Here is a 14876-nt window from a genome sequence, read left to right as displayed (position 1 = left end):
CGCTGCCGGCGATCACCTGCGTCGCCGGCCTTGCCTGCTCAACGGGAGCCCGTTAATGACCCGCCGAACCGATCAACTCAAGCTCGGAGCCTTTCTCGCCAACAGCGGCCATCATGTCGCCGCCTGGCGCCATCCCCTGGCCCAGGCCGATGCCAGCCTGGACTTCGCCCACTTCAAGACGATTGCCGAAACCGCCGAACGTGGCCGGTTCGACGCCCTGTTCATCGCCGACGTGGTTGCGCTCTGGGGCCACCACCACGATGCCCTGAGCCGCACCGCCCGCGCCGAACATTTCGAACCGCTGACGCTGATGTCCGCACTGGCGGCCGTGACGAACCACATCGGCCTGATCGCCACCGCCACCACCAGCTACAACGAGCCGTACCATATCGCCCGCAAGTTCGCCTCCCTCGACCACCTTTCCGGCGGTCGTGCGGCCTGGAACCTGGTGACCTCGGTGGTCTCCGACGAGGCCTGGAACTTCGGCCGCGAACGGCACATCGACCACGGCGACCGCTACCAGCGCGCCGAGGAATTCCACGACGTGGTCAAGGGCCTGTGGGACAGCTGGGACGACGACGCCTTCACCCGCGACAAGGCCAGCGGCCAGTACTTCGACCCGGACAAGCTGCATACCCTCAACCACCGTGGCGAACACTTTTCCGTACGCGGCCCGCTGAACGTCGCCAGGCCACCCCAGGGCCACCCGGTACTGGTCCAGGCGGGCGCCTCGGAAGCCGGCAAGACCCTCGCTGCGCGGGTCGCCGAAGTGATCTTCGCCTCCGCCAGCGACCTGGCCGATGCCCAGGCCTTCTACCAGGACATCAAGGCCCGCGCCGCCGATCTTGGCCGCGACCCGGACCACATCAAGATTCTCCCCGGCATCACGCCTTTCATCGGCGAGACCCGCGAACAGGCCCAGGCGCTGTTCGACGAGTTCCAGGCCCTGATCGACCCGGTACTCGGCCTGCGCCTGCTGGCCGACACCCTTGGCGAAGATATCGACCTGAGCGGCCATGACCTCGACGGCCCGTTGCCCGAGACCCCGGTCGGCCAGCGCGGCAGCCGTCGCGACAAGGTGCTGGAGCTGGCGCGCAAGGAAAACCTCAGCATCCGCCAGCTGTACCTGCGCCTGGCCGGCGGCAACCCGGTGATCGGCACCGCCGCCGATATCGCCGATCATTTCGAGGCCTGGTTCCAGGCCCGCGCCTGCGACGGCTTCAACGTATTCTTCCCGTACTTCCCCGGTGCCATCGAGGTGTTCGTCGACCAGGTGACGCCACTGCTGCAGGCGCGTGGACTGTTCCGTCGTGAATACCAGGGCCGCACCCTGCGGGAAAATCTCGGGCTGCCACGGCCGGCCAACCGGTTCAGCCGATCATGAGCGGCGGTTTCTCCCTGGGCTTTCTCAGCCGCGTCTACCGCCCGGCCTTCGACCCGCAGGTCTACCGCGACACCCTGGAGCTGTTCCGCGTTGCCGAGGAGCTGGGCTTCGACAGTGGCTGGGTGGCCCAGCACCACTTCGCCAGCGAACAGGGCCGCCTGCCCTCGCCACTGGTCCTGCTGGCCGCCATCGCCCAGCGCACCCGGCGCATCGCCCTGGGCACCGGCATTATCGTGCTGCCACAGGAGGACCCGCTGCGCCTGGCCGAGGATGCGGCGGTGCTCGACCTGCTCAGCGGCGGCCGCCTGGAACTGGGCCTGGGTGCCGGCTTCGACCCGCAGACCTACGACGCCTTCGGCCTCGATCACGGTGAGCGCCACCGCGACTACGAAACCCGCCTGCAACGCCTGCGCTCGGCTCTGGGCAACGCACCGCTGAGCGCCGACGGCCCGCACCTGCTGCCTCGTGCCGAAGGACTTGGGCGACGGTTGTGGGAGGCGACTTCACGGGTCGAACAGGTCGCCGCCTGCGGCAACGGGCTGATCATGGCACCCAATCCGCACCTGCCGCCCGAGGCCGGCGTGGAGCTGGTGGAGCGCTATCGCCAGGCCTGGACCGGCGACAACGGCACCCCGGCGCGGGTGGTCCGGGTTCAGGCGGTCTTCCCTGACGCGGATGCGGCGGCGCCGGGATCGACGCTGCACGGCGATCTCCTCGCCTACGTGCGTCGCCAGCAGAGCATCGGTGTCTATCGGGCCGGAATCGATGCCGACTTCAACCAGGTGCTCGCCCGTCTCGGGGTGCTTCACGGAGCACCGGAGCGGATCGTCGAGGCCCTCGCCCAGGGACCGCGCCTGGGTGCCCACGACCATCTGGTCGTGCAGGTGCAGACCGCCAGCACGCCACTGCGCGAGGCCATCCGCGCACTGCAGATCATCCGCGAACGGATCGCCCCGGCGCTGGGCTGGCAGCCGCCCCCGCAGCGTCCCTCGTCCCTGGAGAAACCGCATCCATGAGCAGCGTCCGTCCCTTCAAGCTGGGTTTCCTCAGCCATGCCTTTGGCGATGATCCGCAGCAGGTCTATCGCGACCTGATCGAACAGTTCGAGGTCGCCGAAGCCCTCGGCTTCGACGGTGGCTGGATCGCCCAACACCACCTGAGCAACGGTTTCGGCCGCCTGCCCTCGCCGCTGATCCTGCTGTCGGCGATCGCCGAACGCACCCGCACCATCGAGCTGGGCACGGGTGTCATCGTGCTGCCCTTCGAGGACCCGGTGCGCCTGGCCGAAGACGCCAGCGTGCTCGACAGTCTCAGTGGGGGCCGCGTGCAGCTGGGACTGGGCAGTGGTGGTGCCAACCTCGACAACTTCGCCGCTTTCCGGCGCGACGCCGAGGAACGTCAACGGGACTTCGCCCGACACCAGCAACGGCTGCAGCAGTTGCTCAGGGGCGGCCCGGTGGGCACCTCAAGCGACCTGACCCTGCAACCGCCGGCAGCGGGCCTGGCCCGACGCCTCTGGCATTCCCACGGCAGTGTCGAGGGCGCGGCCTACACCGCCCGGCAGGGCAATGGCCTGCTGTTGGGGACGGCGACCCATGATCCGCTGACCGTGCAGAAGCCTTTGGCGGATGCCTACCTGCAAGCCTGGGAGCATACCGGGCAACCGCCGCGCATCGGTGTGGTCCGGGCGATCTTTCCGGCGGCCGACCGCGCCAGCGCCCAGGCCGAACTGGCGGTGGACATCGAACGACATATCCCGCGTCTCAAGCGCGAGGGGCTGATCGATGAGGCGGTGGACCTGCAGGAACACCTGCGGCTGATGAACGTGCATCACGGCCACCCCGACGAAGTGATTGCCAGCCTGCGCCAGGACCCGTCGCTGCTGCCCTACGCCGACTACGTGATCGCCGTGGTCCAGGCCGAAAGCTCGACCCAGGCGCAGATCCTCCGGCGCCTGGAAATCCTCGCCGGCGAAATCGCCCCGGCCCTTGGCTGGCGTCGCGCATGAGCACAGCGCAACCCTGGCTGGCGGTGGCGTATGCACCGACGCTGCAAGGCCGGGGGGCCCATTCGCGGGCCAGCCCGGCTCCTACGGATGTGCGTCATGCCTCCTTGCCGCCTACGACTCGATCCATTGGAGGAGCGGGCCGATCGGTGCTCCGCTTGCTGGCGATCGACAACAACGCGCAGTATCAGGCACAACCCCATTCCTGTCCGGGAACCCCACATGGCACTTGAATTCAGTTGGCAACTCCCCCTGTGCGGTCCCGGCCAGACGCCGGGCTGGGCCCAGCGGCCCGGCCAGTGGATGCAACTGGCCCAGGCGGCGGAGTACGCCGGGCTCGACGGCCTGTGGATCCCTGGTGGCGCCCATTGCGCCGACAGCCTCGGCGTGGCCGCTGCGCTCTGCGCCCATACCCGGCACCTGCACCTGACCGTCAGCGTACCGCCGGAAGTCATGCTGCCCGCCGCCCTCGCCGCCACTGTCCAGAGCCTGCAATCGATCAGCTCCCACCGCGTGCGACTGCACCTGCCCGACAGCGAACAAGGCAGCCTGCGCAGCGCCTTCGGCGAATGGCTCAACCGCGACCAGCGCAACGAGCGTATCGGCGAATACCTGGAAATCCTCGGTCCACTGCTGCAACCCGACGGCGACGAATTCAACTACGACGGCCGCTACTTCCAACTGGAAAACGCCGGCGTCGGTCGCCGCCCGCTGCCCGCCCCGCCCCTGGTGCTCGATGACTCCCAGGACGCCGCGCTGATCGCCCGCCATGCGCAGGTCTGCCTGCTGCGCTCGGGCGCACCGCACTGGCTGCAGCAGGCCATCGAACGCCTGCGCGACAGCCAGGGCCGGCTGACCTTCGCCAGCCGCTTCGGGCTGATCGTGCGCGACACCGAGGACGAAGCCTGGGAGGCCGCCCAGGCCATCCTGGAACAGCCCCCCTTGCAGGTCCCGGACGTCCCGTCGCGGGTCCTGCCGCTCAAGCGCCAGCAGCACCCGGCACGGCGCTTCGAGATCCATCCGAATCTGTGGCAACCCCACAGCGACCAACCGCTGTACATCGTCGGCAGTCCGCACCAGGTCGCCACCCGCCTGCAGCAACTGCACGGACTGGGCCTGGGTCAGGTGATCGTCCAGGGGGAGCCGGCGGTGCGCGAGGTGCTGCGGTTCGGCGAACAGATCCTGCCGTTGCTGACGGCCCAAGGCTTGCGCAAGGAGCGCTGCTAGCATGCCCCACGAATACCGCTCGGCCCTGGAAATCGACTGGTTCCTGCCCACCAACGGTGACGGCCGCCACCTCACCAGCAGCGGCCTGCCCCGCACCGGACTGCTGCAGGCCGGCGAGCGCGCGCCGACCCTGGACTATCTGCGCCAGATCGTCCGCGCCGCCGAACTGGCCGGCTTCGACTCGATCATGGTGCCGACCGCCAGCGGCTTCGAGGACCCCTGGCTGATCACCGCGGTACTGGCCCAGGAAGTGCGTCGGCTGAAGTTCCTGCTGACCCTGCGCCCCGGCCTCGAACTGCCCGCCTACACCGCGCACCGGGCGGCCACCCTGCAACTGCTCAGCGACAACCGGCTGGCCCTGCATGTGGTCAGCGGTTCCAGCCGCTTCGAGCAGCGCTCGCTGGGCGACTACCTCGAACACGACGAGCGCTACGCCCGTACCGCGGAATTCCTCCAGGTGTTCCAGGCGGTCTGGGCCGGCAAGGGCCTGCCGTTCCACGGGCGCTACTACCGCAGCACCAGCGCCACGCCGATCAGTCCCTATGCCTCGGCACCGGCGATCTACTTCGGCGGAGCCTCGGCGGCGGCCGAACAGGTTGGCGCCACCCACGCCCAGACCTACCTGATGTGGTGCGAACCGCCGGCGATGATCGCCGAACGGATCGAACGCATGCGCGAACTGGCGGCGCTACAGGGGCGCACGCTGCGCTTCGGCCTGCGCCTGCACATCTTCGCCGCGGCCACCGACGATCAGGCCTGGGCCCATGTCGAGAAGCTGCTGGAGGAGATTCCCAAGGAGGCCATCGACCGGGCGCAATTGCAACTGGCGGCGTACGAGTCGGTGGGCCAGAGCCGCCAGACGCAACTGGTCCGGGGCCGTGGCCGACGGGCGCGGGAACTGGAGGTTTCGGCCAACCTGTGGGCCGGTGTCGGCCTGGTGCGGGGGGGCGCCGGAACCGCGCTGGTGGGTAGCTATGAGCAAGTGGCGCAGCGGATCGAGGAGTATCACCAGCTAGGGGTCGACAGTTTCATCCTGTCGGGTTTTCCGCATCTGGAAGAGGCGATTCACCTGGGCACTGAGTTGCTGCCTCAACTGCGGCGCATCAGGGCGGCGCAGCGACAAGCCGAACAACGAATTTGAATGGTCTTCACGGGTACGGTTTTGCCTGAGCCGGCCTCTTCGCGGGCAAGCCACGCTCCTACAAAGGTCGTGTCGTACGCCGGTCTTGCGCACAACATGGCTCTGTAGGAGCGTGGCTTGCCCGCGAAGAGGCCGGCACTCCTTGCACCAAACTACCGCCCCTCCACCGACTCAGGATTTCGCTCGGCCCTTGAGCATGCCGTGGTTGACCAGCAAGGTACGCATCGCGTTACGGGTAATCCCCAGCAATTGAGCGCTGCGCAGTTGGTTGAACCCGGAAAAGGCAAACGCCTCGCGCACGATCAGGTCTTCGATGTCATGCAGCAGGCTCTCGCCCGGCACCTCGAACAACCGCAGCAACTGCTCGCGGATCACCTCCTGGGGTACCCGCGCCACCGTACTGGCACTGGGACTGCGCGCGGCACTGAGGCCGGCGGAAAACTTCAGGTGCTCGGGGCGGATCGGCTTGTCGCCCGCCACCAGCAAGGCCAGGTGCACGACATTCTCCAGCTCGCGGATGTTGCCCGGCCAGGGATAGTCGAGCAGCGCCTGGGTAGCCGCCTCGGAGAGCATCGGTTCGACGATTTTCAGCCGTTGGCTGTAGAGCTTTCGGAAGTGCTCCACCAGCGGCAGGATGTCCAGCGGCCGCTCGCGCAACGGCAGTACGCGGACCTGGGCGACGTTGATCCGGTAGAACAGGTCGAGGCGGAAATTGCCCGCCTCCACCGCCTGTTCCAGGTCGATGTTGGTCGCCGTCACCAGGCGGATATTGATCTTGATCGGCTTGCGCGAGCCGACCCGGACGATCTCCTGCTCCTGCAGCGCCCTGAGCAGTTTCACCTGCAACGGCAACGGCAGGTCGCCGATTTCGTCGAGAAACAGCGTGCCGCCATCGGCCTCCTCGAACCAGCCGGCACGCCGCCCGACCGCTCCGGAAAAGGCCCCGGCCTCATGCCCGAAGAACTCGCTCTCGGCCAGGGTTTCGCTGATCGCCCCGCAGTTCACCGGAACGAAGGCACCCGTGCGACCGCTGGCCGAATGGATATAGCGCGCCACCAGTTCCTTGCCGGTGCCGGTCTCGCCATTGATCAGCACCGGCGCTTCGCTCGGTCCGACCCTCTGCAGGTAATCGAGCAGTTGCCGCGAACGCGGGTCGGCGAATACCAGAGCCTTGGCGCGAATCGACAACGGGTCCTTTTCACCCTGCGGCAGGGTCAGGATCGGGCCGGACCGCCCGGCGGTCGTACTCATAGCTTGGCGATGGACACTTCTGTGGATTTGACGAAGGCGATCACCTCGCTGCCGACCGACAGTTCAAGATCGCGCACCGAGCGCGTGGTAATCACCGAAGTGACGATGCCCGAAGCGGTCTGCACATCGATCTCGGACAGCACCTGACCGAGGTTGATTTCCTTGATGACGCCACGGAACTGGTTGCGGACGTTGATAGCCTTGATGGTCATGGGGCAGCTTCCTGTCTGGGAGAGTGGCACGAACGTCGTGCGGTTCGTGGATAAGGTGCACCTTTCTCTATTTTTTCAAAAGGAATTAATAATCATCATTTTATTCCTTTAAGAAATAAGGTAGCGAATCTTCCTGAACATCCTTCCTGCGTGGCTAGAATCAGCTTTCGGAAACCGGCATGGCGGAACCTCGCGGACCGACCGTTGCCACACGGATACCCCCGGTATTTCAAGGAGACTTCAATGCGAACGCTCGATCTGGCCGGCGTGGCCGTCCCCGTCATCGGCCAGGGCACCTGGCGCATGGGCGAGGATCGCCAGCAGCGCGCCCATGAGGTGCGTGCCCTGCAGGCGGGTATCGACCTGGGCATGACCCTGATCGATACCGCCGAGATGTATGGCGACGGCGGTGCCGAGGAAGTGGTCGGCCAGGCCATCGCCGGGCAACGCGACAAGCTGTTCCTGGTCAGCAAGGTCTATCCGCACAACGCCAGCGGCAAGGGTATTCCCCTGGCCTGCGAACGCAGCCTCAGGCGCCTGGGCACCGAATACATCGATCTGTACCTGCTGCACTGGCGCGGCCAGTATCCGCTGGAAGAGACGGTCGAAGCCTTCGAGCGCCTGCGCGAGCAGGGCCGGATCGGTCGCTGGGGCGTGTCCAATTTCGATGTCGAAGACCTGCAGGAATTGGCCTCGCCGTTCTGCGCCACCAACCAGGTGCTGTACAACCTGCAAGAGCGCGGCATCGAGTTCGACCTGCTGCCCTGGTGGCAACAGCACAACCTGCCGCTGATGGCCTACTGCCCGGTCGGCCAGGGCGGCGCCCTGCTCGACAGCCCGACGCTGCGGCAGATCGCCGCTCGCCACGACGCCACCCCGGCCCAGGTCGCGCTGGCCTGGGTGATCCGCCATGAAGGTGTGCTGGCGATTCCCAAGGCGGTCAACCTGGAACACGTGCGGCTCAACGCGGCTGCGGTGCAACTGGAGCTGGACGAACACGACCTGGACGCCATCGGCAGGGTGTTCATGCCGCCCAAGCGCAAGCATCGGTTGGCGATGGTGTAAGCCGGGGTGATTCCTGGAAGATGGGGGCGCACCCAGGGAAATATCGATAGCTCCAGGCTAGCCCGATCGGCCTGCGGGCGCTGGGCACCGGCTGAGGCTGTCGGGACGAATCTCGGTTAGACTCTCCAACCTCCATCAACAGGGAAGTAACACATGAGTGTTCGAGGCAAGGACCGGCAGATCGACAACATCGAGTTCAACGTCAGCGACATCGCGCGCAGCAAGACCTTCTATGGCGAAGTGTTCGGCTGGAGCTTCGTCGACTATGGCCCCAGCTACACCGAGTTCAGCGACGGCCGCCTGACCGGTGGCTTCACCACCGGAGAGCCGGTGCGGCCGGGTGGGCCGCTGGTGATTCTCTATGGGCAGGATCTCGAGGCGATCCAGCAGAAGATCGAAGCCGCGGGCGCGACCATCAGCCGGGCACGGTTCTCGTTCCCCGGTGGCAGCCGCTTCCACTTCATCGACCCGGATGGCTACGAACTGGCGGTCTGGAGCGACCAGCAGTAACGACTTGGGGCAGTCCAAGCCGGCAGTATTCACAGAATCTCCTTCTGCAAGGCAGCTCCCATATACTGCCGCCCTCTTCCCTCATTCAAGGATGAATCGTGCGTATCATCGTCATCGGCGGCCTGGGCAATTTCGGCGCGCGGATTTGTCGGCGCCTGGCGCTGGGGCCCGGCCTGGAGCCGATTGCCGCCAGCCGCAGCGCCAGCGCGGGCCGGCACCGCTTCGACAATGGGCAGACCGTCGCCACCCTGCGGCTTGATATCGAAGCCGCCGATTTCGAGCAACGCCTTGCCGAGGCCAGGCCGGACCTGGTCATCCACTGCGCCGGGCCCTTCCAGGGCCAGGACTATCGGGTTGCCCTGGCGGCCTGCGCCGCCGGAGCGCACTACATCGACCTGGCCGACGGCCGCGACTTCGTCGACCGCTTCGCCGCCAATGTCGATGCGCAGGCACGAGCGGCCGGCGTACTGGCCGTCTCCGGTGCCAGCAGCGTACCGGGCCTCTCCTCGGCGGTAGTCGACCACCTGGCCCGGTCCTTCGCCCGCCTGGACAGCATCAGCACCGCCATCGCCCCGGCCAGCAGGCGCCTCGCGGCGTGGCGACCATCCAGGCGGTGTTCGGCTACGCCGGCCTGGCTTTTGACCGCTGGAACGGTGGCGCCTGGGTGAAAAAGTACGGCTGGCAGGACATCCGCACCTTCCGCTTCGCCGGCATGGGGCGCCGTTGGGGCGCGGCCTGCGACGTGCCGGACCTGGCCTTGTTCCCAGCCCGTTATGCCGGGGTCCGCGATGTCGAATTCCATGCCGCCCTGGAACTGCGCCTGGAACATGCCGGCCTGTGGCTGGCGGCAGCCTTGCGGCGCCTGGGCATGCCACTGCCGATCAGCCGGTTTGCCGCACAGCTGGATGCCTTGTCGAGAAAGGCCCTGGACCGCTTCGGCAGCGACCTGGGCGCCATGCGCGTGCACCTGCGCGGCCTGCGCCAGGACGGCACACCCGGCAGCCTGACCTGGCAACTGACCGCCCCCGGCGGCAACGGCCCGGAGATTCCCTGCATGGCCACCGTGCTGCTGGCCTGCAAGCTGGCCAAGGGGGAAATCCTCCGGACCGGGGCGATGCCGTGCCTGGGCCTGGTGCAACTGCAGGAGTTCGAACCGGAATTCCAGCGCTGGGGCTTCAACTCGGCAGTTGTCGACGGCGAAACCTGACACGCCATCAATGCCTGTGCGGCTTAAGCAGCGGCGTCAGCACCAGCATCGCCAGCGAGGCCACCACCAGCAGGCCGTAAGACGCCTCGAAGGTTCCGGTATGATCGCGCAGGAAGCCGAAGGCAAACGGACCCAGGGCAGCCACCAGGTAGCCGATGAACAACATGAAGGCGGTCCATTGGCCGGCTTGCTCATGAGTGCGGGTGTTGTCCAGTGGCAAGGTCATCGCCAGGGCGAAGCAGGTGCCCTGCCCCAGGGCAATCGCCACCACTGGCAGTGCGCCAAGCAGGGCCGGGGCCAGCCAGAGCGCCGCCGCACCAGCGGCCGAAAGAACCGCCGACCCGCCCAGCCAGGCACGGCGATCCGGTGTGGAGCGGGTCATGACCCCGGAGACGAAACTGCTGATCGCGATGATGGCGGCGAACAGGCCCAGGTTCAGCCCCGATCCCAGGCTGTTGATCGCCAGTTCCCGACTGCTCTCCCCCACCCAGGCGAAACAGGCATAGCAGACGAACTGGCCCAGGCCGAAGTACACCGCGATCAGCCAGGCCCGGCCGCTGCGAAATGCCGGTTGGCTGACAGGGGCGCTGGCGCTTTGCACAGCCTGCGGTCGGGACGGGAACGCCGTCGCCAGACGTTGCCAACTGATCATCGCCAATACGCAGAGCACCGCCCAGATACCCGCCGCCACACGCCAGCCACTCTCGGCCAGCGCCACGTATTCACTGCCCACCGCGGCCAGGGTGGCGCCTATGCCGAGACCGGCGGCATAGATGCCCATGAGCATGGCCGCGTTGCTGGCGAAGTGGCTCTTGATCCAGCCGCCGATCAGCGGGCCGGAGATGGCAACGCCCACCCCCACCAGGAAGGTCGAAAACAGCAGGCCGGTCGATGACCCGGCGAATGCCCGCAGGACCATCGCTACCCCAGCAGGGCCAGGGAGAACAGCACCACCCGGTCGTTGCCGAAGCGGCGACCGATGCGCGGAATGAAAATGGCGAACAGGCCCATGCACACATCCGGTATCGCCGTCAGCAGCGCCGCCTGGGCGTGCCGCAGGCCGAATTCGGCCTGTATCGCGCCGATCAGCGGCCCGACCGAGACGATGCCCGGTCGCAGCGACAGCGCCAGGATGAACAGGCCGAGGCCCGCCATCAATTCGATTGCCCGCGTTCTCTGTGCAACGGCGACTGACATGTGCTGCCTCCAGGTATCTATCGCTGAACTGATTTGTGTGGCAAATACTAAGTTCGCCACCGACCTGGACGGTTTTGCATGAATGCCAATATTCGTCGCCAAAGTGACAGCCGCAAAGCCGAGGGCACAGCGATGATCATCACGACTATCAGGACCTGCCCCGGGTGATCACCGCGTTCTCCCGCGACCAGCCGGCCGGCAGCTACAACGCGCCGCACAGCCATCCGCGGGGGCAGTTTCTCTATGCCAGCAAGGGCCTGATGCGGGTCGCCAGCGAACAGGGCATCTGGTACATCCCACCCCAGCGCGGGCTGTGGATTCCGGCGGGGGTGGTGCACGACCAGGTGATGCTCAGCGACACGCGGATGCGCACGATCTACGTCGAGCGCAGCCAGGCCGAACGGTTCGGTGAGCGGGTCAAGGTGATCGAGGTCGACACGCTGCTGCGCGAGCTGATCCTGGCCCTGGCCGAGCAGCCGATGCTGTATCCGGACGACCCGCCCAACCGCAGCATCGTCACGCTGATCCTGCACAAGCTGGAACATTCGCGGACGGTGCCGCTGGAGATTCCCTGGCCCCGGGACCGCCGTCTGGTCACGATCTGCCAGCAGATACTGGAGGAGCCGGGCAAGGCACAGACCATCGAGCAATGGTCCGAGGTGGTCGGCGCGAGCAGCCGGACGCTGATCCGGTTATTCATCAGCGAAACCGGCATCACCTACCGGCAGTGGGTACAGCAGGTCCGGGTAGCCCGGGCCTTGACCTTGCTGGAGGCTGGCGAACCGGTCAATCGCATTGCCGACAGCCTGGGGTTCGCCAGCCCGAGCGCCTTTTCGGCGATGTTCAGGCGCCTGCTGGGCGAGTCGCCCAGGGACTATCAGGAGCGGGACTGAAGACCTAGGCTATGTACGAAATCGCTTGAAACTTGGTTATGCGGCGTTAAAAACCGGCTCGGAATGCTCATTGACAACCAGTCAACTGCGCTTCCTCGCCGGTTTTTGCCTTGCCTAACCTGCGTTTCAAACAATTTCGTACACAGCCTAGATCGGCTTGATCGAAATCACCTCGAAGTAGCGAAACTTCTTCTTTTTCGCCGCGGCCTTGGCCTCCTGCTCGGCGGTGAAGGTGCTCAGGGTGTTGGCGTCGTACACCAACTCCTCGATCTCGCCTTCGAACTCCTTGGTCGCGTGCAGGATCACCCGCAGCTTTGGCGACAGAGCCTTGGCGACGGGCCGGGGTTTGGCGGGCGCTGCCGGGGTGACGACAAGCTTGGGTTCAGGTACTTGCGGGGAGATCGGTTCAGCACTCGGGCGCAGGGAGCCGAACAGCGCCAGGCGCATCTCCTCTTCGCTCAGGACATTGCTCATTGCGGGTGTCTCGATTACAGGTAGGCAACTGGATATGTAGTAAGCTAACGAACTTTACCAGAGTTGTCTGTCGTCCGCTGCGATCGTTGTCACCGTTTGCTTTCCACCTTGCAGAATCAGGCCCCCTTGGCGATCAACTTGGCAAGAAGCCCCGCCCGGCGCAGGCGATCGGCATTTTCCTTCGCCACGAACTGCGGCAACAGTTCCCGGGCCTGCTGTGCCGTGAGGATAAACACCCCGTCATCGTCACCGATAGCCAGGTCACCCGGCTGGACCTGGACGTCACCGACCCGCACCGGCAGGTTGAGTTCGCCGCTCTGCCCCAGGCTGCGGGTGGTCAGTGCGCTGACGCCTCGGCTGAAGATCGGCAGACGGTGCTCGCGCAGCGCCGCGACGTCGGTCACCGCGCCGGACACCACCACGCCGGCCAACCCCTTGATCAGCGCCGCCAGGGTGCGCAACTCGCCCCAGCAGGCACACTCGCGGTCGCCCTCGCATTCGATCACCAGCACATCACCCGGCTCGCAACACAGCAAGGCATCGCGCAGGATGCTGCCATCGGGTGTGCGCAGCCTGGCCGTCACCACGTTGCCGATCATGTGGATGCCCTCGAACAACGGCCTCAGGCCCCGCAGGTAGCCCGTGTCGAGCACATGGCCGATGGTGGAGCTGGAAATACTCCGGTACTGCAGCAGCAGTGCTGCGTCGACCAGTTGCCGACGCGGTGCGATTCGTGGGTTCAGCGACATTTCTTCGGCCTCAGCAGGGGGCAGGTGGAACAGTATTCGACCGGATGGCTCGCCTCGTAGTAGAAGCAGCAGGTGCGTCGAAAGCGGATGCGCTTGCCTTCGTTTTCAAGGATCGTCGGCGGTCGGCGAAAATGCCGGAGCGGGTTGTAGTCCAGGCCGAACAAGGCCGGCTCGGCCTCGTTCAGCAGCCAGTGGAAATCAGCCTCGCAGCGCTGGCGAATCAAGGGGTCCTCGACCTTGGCCATGCGCTTCTCGTACAGCGAAAAGACCCGCACCGCGGTGTTCTCCCAGAGAATCCTGCGGGAAATGCCGGTGACTCGGTAGAAAGTCTGCCACAGCGGCTGGAACGTTCCGGCGAACAGGCTGGAGACGATGGACTCGCGCCAGGCCTCGCGCTGCCCCGGCGCGTAGCCGAACGCCTGGGGCTGATCCAGCGGCATCGACGAGGTCCACAGGCCATCGTCATGCCCGTACTCGACCCGGCAGTTGTCCAGCGACAGCAGCAGGCCCTTGTCGTACACCGACATCGCGTACAGGCAGGCGCCGGTGCCGAGAAAGGAGAAACGCTTGGCCAGCAGCGAAGCGGTGATCGCCAGGGTCGGCGAACCGATCACCGGACCCAGCGCCTGCAGCAGGTCTTCGCAGGTCGTCTCATCGAGCAGGGCCCGCGCCGGCAGCGAACGCGGGTCGCTCTGCTGTACCGGCTTGAGCCGCAGCGCCCCGGACAGCAGCGCCCACTGTGCGTCGGTGAACAGATGGGCCAGGGTCATTGCGGCAATTCCCGGCCAAACGGGATGCACAGCGGTGTTCCGAAGAACGGGTCGCTGATGATCCGGCAGTTGAGGTTGAACACCTGCTTGACCAGCGCCTCGCTGAGAATGTCCGCCGGGCGCCCCTGGGCGAAGGCCGTGCGCTGGTGCACCGCGACCATGTGGTCGGCGTAGCGGCAGGCCAGGTTCAGGTCGTGCAGGACCATGACGATGGTCTTGCCCTCCTGGCGATTGAGGTCGCGCAGCAGGTCGAGGACTTCGATCTGGTGAGCCAGGTCGAGAAAGGTGGTCGGCTCGTCGAGCAGAACCATCTCGGTGTCCTGGGCCAGGGTCATGGCGATCCACGCCCGCTGCCGCTGGCCGCCGGACAGCGCGTCCACCGGACGCTCGGCCAACTCCAGCGTGCCGGTCTGCTGCAGGGCGCGCTCGACCATCGCCTCGTCCTGCTGCGACCACTGCTGCATCCAGTTCTGGTACGGGTAGCGCCCCAGCGCCACCAGTTGCCGCACGCTGATACCCTCGGGCGCGCTCGGCATCTGCGGCAGGATCGCCAGTTCGCGGGCCACCGTCGCCGTCGACTTGCGATGGATGTCGGTGCCGTTGAGGATCACCCGCCCCTGCTGCGGTTTGAGCAGCCGGGCGAAGGATTTGAGCAGGGTGCTCTTGCCGCAGCCGTTGCTGCCGATCAGTACCGACACCTGGCCCTGGGGCAGTTGCAAGTCGAGCCCTTCGATGATTGCCTGGCGCTGGTAACTCAGGGTCAGGCCTTGGGCTGTAATGGATGCCATCTG

The 14876-nt window shown here is 66.2% G+C and carries 18 protein-coding genes; 10 read left to right on the top strand and 8 right to left on the bottom strand.

What is annotated here, in order from left to right:
* The first annotated feature begins 55 nt into the window (after positions 1 to 55).
* The 5 genes from ACZ5KU_RS11670 (at position 56) to ACZ5KU_RS11650 (ending at position 5757) form a co-directional block, all read left to right on the top strand.
* On the top strand, positions 56 to 1384 hold the full coding sequence (locus ACZ5KU_RS11670) for an LLM class flavin-dependent oxidoreductase (RefSeq protein WP_054061118.1): 1329 nt from the start codon (positions 56 to 58) through the stop codon (positions 1382 to 1384).
* The gene (locus tag ACZ5KU_RS11665; RefSeq protein WP_464737186.1) at positions 1381 to 2400 is read left to right on the top strand and encodes an LLM class flavin-dependent oxidoreductase; all 1020 of its coding nucleotides are present in this window, start codon (positions 1381 to 1383) and stop codon (positions 2398 to 2400) included. The genes ACZ5KU_RS11670 and ACZ5KU_RS11665 overlap by 4 nt, the downstream gene beginning before the upstream one ends.
* On the top strand, positions 2397 to 3392 hold the full coding sequence (locus ACZ5KU_RS11660) for an LLM class flavin-dependent oxidoreductase (RefSeq protein WP_464737185.1): 996 nt from the start codon (positions 2397 to 2399) through the stop codon (positions 3390 to 3392). The genes ACZ5KU_RS11665 and ACZ5KU_RS11660 overlap by 4 nt, the downstream gene beginning before the upstream one ends.
* Before the next feature lie 219 nt (positions 3393 to 3611).
* Positions 3612 to 4616, top strand: a complete 1005-nt coding sequence (locus tag ACZ5KU_RS11655) for an LLM class flavin-dependent oxidoreductase (protein WP_464737184.1) — start codon at positions 3612 to 3614, stop codon at positions 4614 to 4616.
* A gap of 1 nt (position 4617) precedes the next feature.
* The gene (locus ACZ5KU_RS11650) at positions 4618 to 5757 is read left to right on the top strand and encodes an LLM class flavin-dependent oxidoreductase (RefSeq protein WP_464737183.1); all 1140 of its coding nucleotides are present in this window, start codon (positions 4618 to 4620) and stop codon (positions 5755 to 5757) included.
* A 171-nt stretch (positions 5758 to 5928) separates the two neighbouring features.
* Here ACZ5KU_RS11650 and ACZ5KU_RS11645 read toward each other — a convergent pair whose 3' ends face one another.
* The gene (locus ACZ5KU_RS11645; protein WP_054059387.1) at positions 5929 to 7008 is read right to left on the bottom strand and encodes a sigma-54 interaction domain-containing protein; all 1080 of its coding nucleotides are present in this window, start codon (positions 7006 to 7008) and stop codon (positions 5929 to 5931) included.
* On the bottom strand, positions 7005 to 7220 hold the full coding sequence (locus tag ACZ5KU_RS11640; RefSeq protein ID WP_186680386.1) for a TOBE domain-containing protein: 216 nt from the start codon (positions 7218 to 7220) through the stop codon (positions 7005 to 7007). Before ACZ5KU_RS11640 ends, ACZ5KU_RS11645 begins: the two co-directional genes overlap by 4 nt.
* Before the next feature lie 243 nt (positions 7221 to 7463).
* Here ACZ5KU_RS11640 and ACZ5KU_RS11635 point away from each other — a divergent pair, with 243 nt between their 5' ends.
* The 4 genes from ACZ5KU_RS11635 (at position 7464) to ACZ5KU_RS11620 (ending at position 10002) form a co-directional block, all read left to right on the top strand.
* Positions 7464 to 8285, top strand: a complete 822-nt coding sequence (locus ACZ5KU_RS11635; RefSeq protein ID WP_464737182.1) for an aldo/keto reductase — start codon at positions 7464 to 7466, stop codon at positions 8283 to 8285.
* A 153-nt stretch (positions 8286 to 8438) separates the two neighbouring features.
* A complete protein-coding gene (locus ACZ5KU_RS11630) occupies positions 8439 to 8795 on the top strand; it encodes a VOC family protein (protein ID WP_464737181.1) in 357 nt (118 codons plus the stop codon).
* Between the two features lie 98 nt (positions 8796 to 8893).
* Positions 8894 to 9463 carry a saccharopine dehydrogenase NADP-binding domain-containing protein gene (locus tag ACZ5KU_RS11625; protein WP_464737180.1) on the top strand — a complete coding sequence of 190 codons (570 nt, stop codon included), beginning with the start codon at positions 8894 to 8896 and terminating at the stop codon, positions 9461 to 9463.
* Complete coding sequence (locus ACZ5KU_RS11620; RefSeq protein ID WP_464737179.1) at positions 9391 to 10002, top strand: hypothetical protein; 612 nt, start codon at positions 9391 to 9393, stop codon at positions 10000 to 10002. Before ACZ5KU_RS11625 ends, ACZ5KU_RS11620 begins: the two co-directional genes overlap by 73 nt.
* A gap of 7 nt (positions 10003 to 10009) precedes the next feature.
* Here the strand turns inward: ACZ5KU_RS11620 and ACZ5KU_RS11615 are convergent, their stop codons facing one another.
* Positions 10010 to 10921: an MFS transporter gene (locus tag ACZ5KU_RS11615; protein WP_464737178.1), complete on the bottom strand. Its 912-nt coding sequence runs from the start codon at positions 10919 to 10921 to the stop codon at positions 10010 to 10012.
* A 2-nt stretch (positions 10922 to 10923) separates the two neighbouring features.
* Positions 10924 to 11199: a hypothetical protein gene (locus ACZ5KU_RS11610; protein ID WP_464737177.1), complete on the bottom strand. Its 276-nt coding sequence runs from the start codon at positions 11197 to 11199 to the stop codon at positions 10924 to 10926.
* Between the two features lie 164 nt (positions 11200 to 11363).
* On the opposite strand from ACZ5KU_RS11610, the gene ACZ5KU_RS11605 reads away from it, so the two are divergent.
* Complete coding sequence (locus tag ACZ5KU_RS11605) at positions 11364 to 12092, top strand: AraC family transcriptional regulator (RefSeq protein ID WP_464737176.1); 729 nt, start codon at positions 11364 to 11366, stop codon at positions 12090 to 12092.
* A gap of 147 nt (positions 12093 to 12239) precedes the next feature.
* Here the strand turns inward: ACZ5KU_RS11605 and ACZ5KU_RS11600 are convergent, their stop codons facing one another.
* The 4 genes from ACZ5KU_RS11600 to ACZ5KU_RS11585 all read right to left on the bottom strand — a co-directional run bounded on the left by ACZ5KU_RS11600 (position 12240) and on the right by ACZ5KU_RS11585 (position 14873).
* Positions 12240 to 12566 (bottom strand): hypothetical protein, encoded by a 327-nt coding sequence (locus ACZ5KU_RS11600; RefSeq protein WP_054059381.1) that lies wholly within the window; start codon positions 12564 to 12566, stop codon positions 12240 to 12242.
* Positions 12567 to 12682: 116 nt separating this feature from the next.
* Positions 12683 to 13315, bottom strand: coding sequence for an RraA family protein (locus ACZ5KU_RS11595; RefSeq protein WP_054059380.1), 633 nt, complete (start codon positions 13313 to 13315; stop codon positions 12683 to 12685).
* Positions 13306 to 14085, bottom strand: a complete 780-nt coding sequence (locus ACZ5KU_RS11590; protein ID WP_416772865.1) for an IucA/IucC family C-terminal-domain containing protein — start codon at positions 14083 to 14085, stop codon at positions 13306 to 13308. The genes ACZ5KU_RS11595 and ACZ5KU_RS11590 overlap by 10 nt, the downstream gene beginning before the upstream one ends.
* Positions 14082 to 14873, bottom strand: coding sequence for an ABC transporter ATP-binding protein (locus ACZ5KU_RS11585; protein ID WP_273825614.1), 792 nt, complete (start codon positions 14871 to 14873; stop codon positions 14082 to 14084). The genes ACZ5KU_RS11590 and ACZ5KU_RS11585 overlap by 4 nt, the downstream gene beginning before the upstream one ends.
* Positions 14874 to 14876: the final 3 nt, after the last annotated feature.

The organism is Pseudomonas sp. Tof1, from assembly GCF_055390395.1.
Note: the sequence above shows the minus strand (reverse complement) of the source record. Positions and strands in the feature narration are given on the sequence as shown.

Bases quoted from the DNA above. Each gene is read 5' to 3' on its own strand.
- ACZ5KU_RS11630 (WP_464737181.1), top strand. From the start codon at position 8,439: ATGAGTGTTCGAGGCAAGGACCGGCAGATCGACAACATCGAGTTCAAC.
- ACZ5KU_RS11665 (WP_464737186.1), top strand. From the start codon at position 1,381: ATGAGCGGCGGTTTCTCCCTGGGCTTTCTCAGCCGCGTCTACCGCCCG.
- ACZ5KU_RS11635 (WP_464737182.1), top strand. From the start codon at position 7,464: ATGCGAACGCTCGATCTGGCCGGCGTGGCCGTCCCCGTCATCGGCCAG.
- ACZ5KU_RS11610 (WP_464737177.1), bottom strand. From the start codon at position 11,199: ATGTCAGTCGCCGTTGCACAGAGAACGCGGGCAATCGAATTGATGGCG.
- ACZ5KU_RS11590 (WP_416772865.1), bottom strand. From the start codon at position 14,085: ATGACCCTGGCCCATCTGTTCACCGACGCACAGTGGGCGCTGCTGTCC.
- ACZ5KU_RS11645 (WP_054059387.1), bottom strand. From the start codon at position 7,008: ATGAGTACGACCGCCGGGCGGTCCGGCCCGATCCTGACCCTGCCGCAG.
- ACZ5KU_RS11595 (WP_054059380.1), bottom strand. From the start codon at position 13,315: ATGTCGCTGAACCCACGAATCGCACCGCGTCGGCAACTGGTCGACGCA.
- ACZ5KU_RS11615 (WP_464737178.1), bottom strand. From the start codon at position 10,921: ATGGTCCTGCGGGCATTCGCCGGGTCATCGACCGGCCTGCTGTTTTCG.
- ACZ5KU_RS11660 (WP_464737185.1), top strand. From the start codon at position 2,397: ATGAGCAGCGTCCGTCCCTTCAAGCTGGGTTTCCTCAGCCATGCCTTT.
- ACZ5KU_RS11650 (WP_464737183.1), top strand. From the start codon at position 4,618: ATGCCCCACGAATACCGCTCGGCCCTGGAAATCGACTGGTTCCTGCCC.
- ACZ5KU_RS11600 (WP_054059381.1), bottom strand. From the start codon at position 12,566: ATGAGCAATGTCCTGAGCGAAGAGGAGATGCGCCTGGCGCTGTTCGGC.
- ACZ5KU_RS11640 (WP_186680386.1), bottom strand. From the start codon at position 7,220: ATGACCATCAAGGCTATCAACGTCCGCAACCAGTTCCGTGGCGTCATC.
- ACZ5KU_RS11670 (WP_054061118.1), top strand. From the start codon at position 56: ATGACCCGCCGAACCGATCAACTCAAGCTCGGAGCCTTTCTCGCCAAC.
- ACZ5KU_RS11655 (WP_464737184.1), top strand. From the start codon at position 3,612: ATGGCACTTGAATTCAGTTGGCAACTCCCCCTGTGCGGTCCCGGCCAG.
- ACZ5KU_RS11585 (WP_273825614.1), bottom strand. From the start codon at position 14,873: ATGGCATCCATTACAGCCCAAGGCCTGACCCTGAGTTACCAGCGCCAG.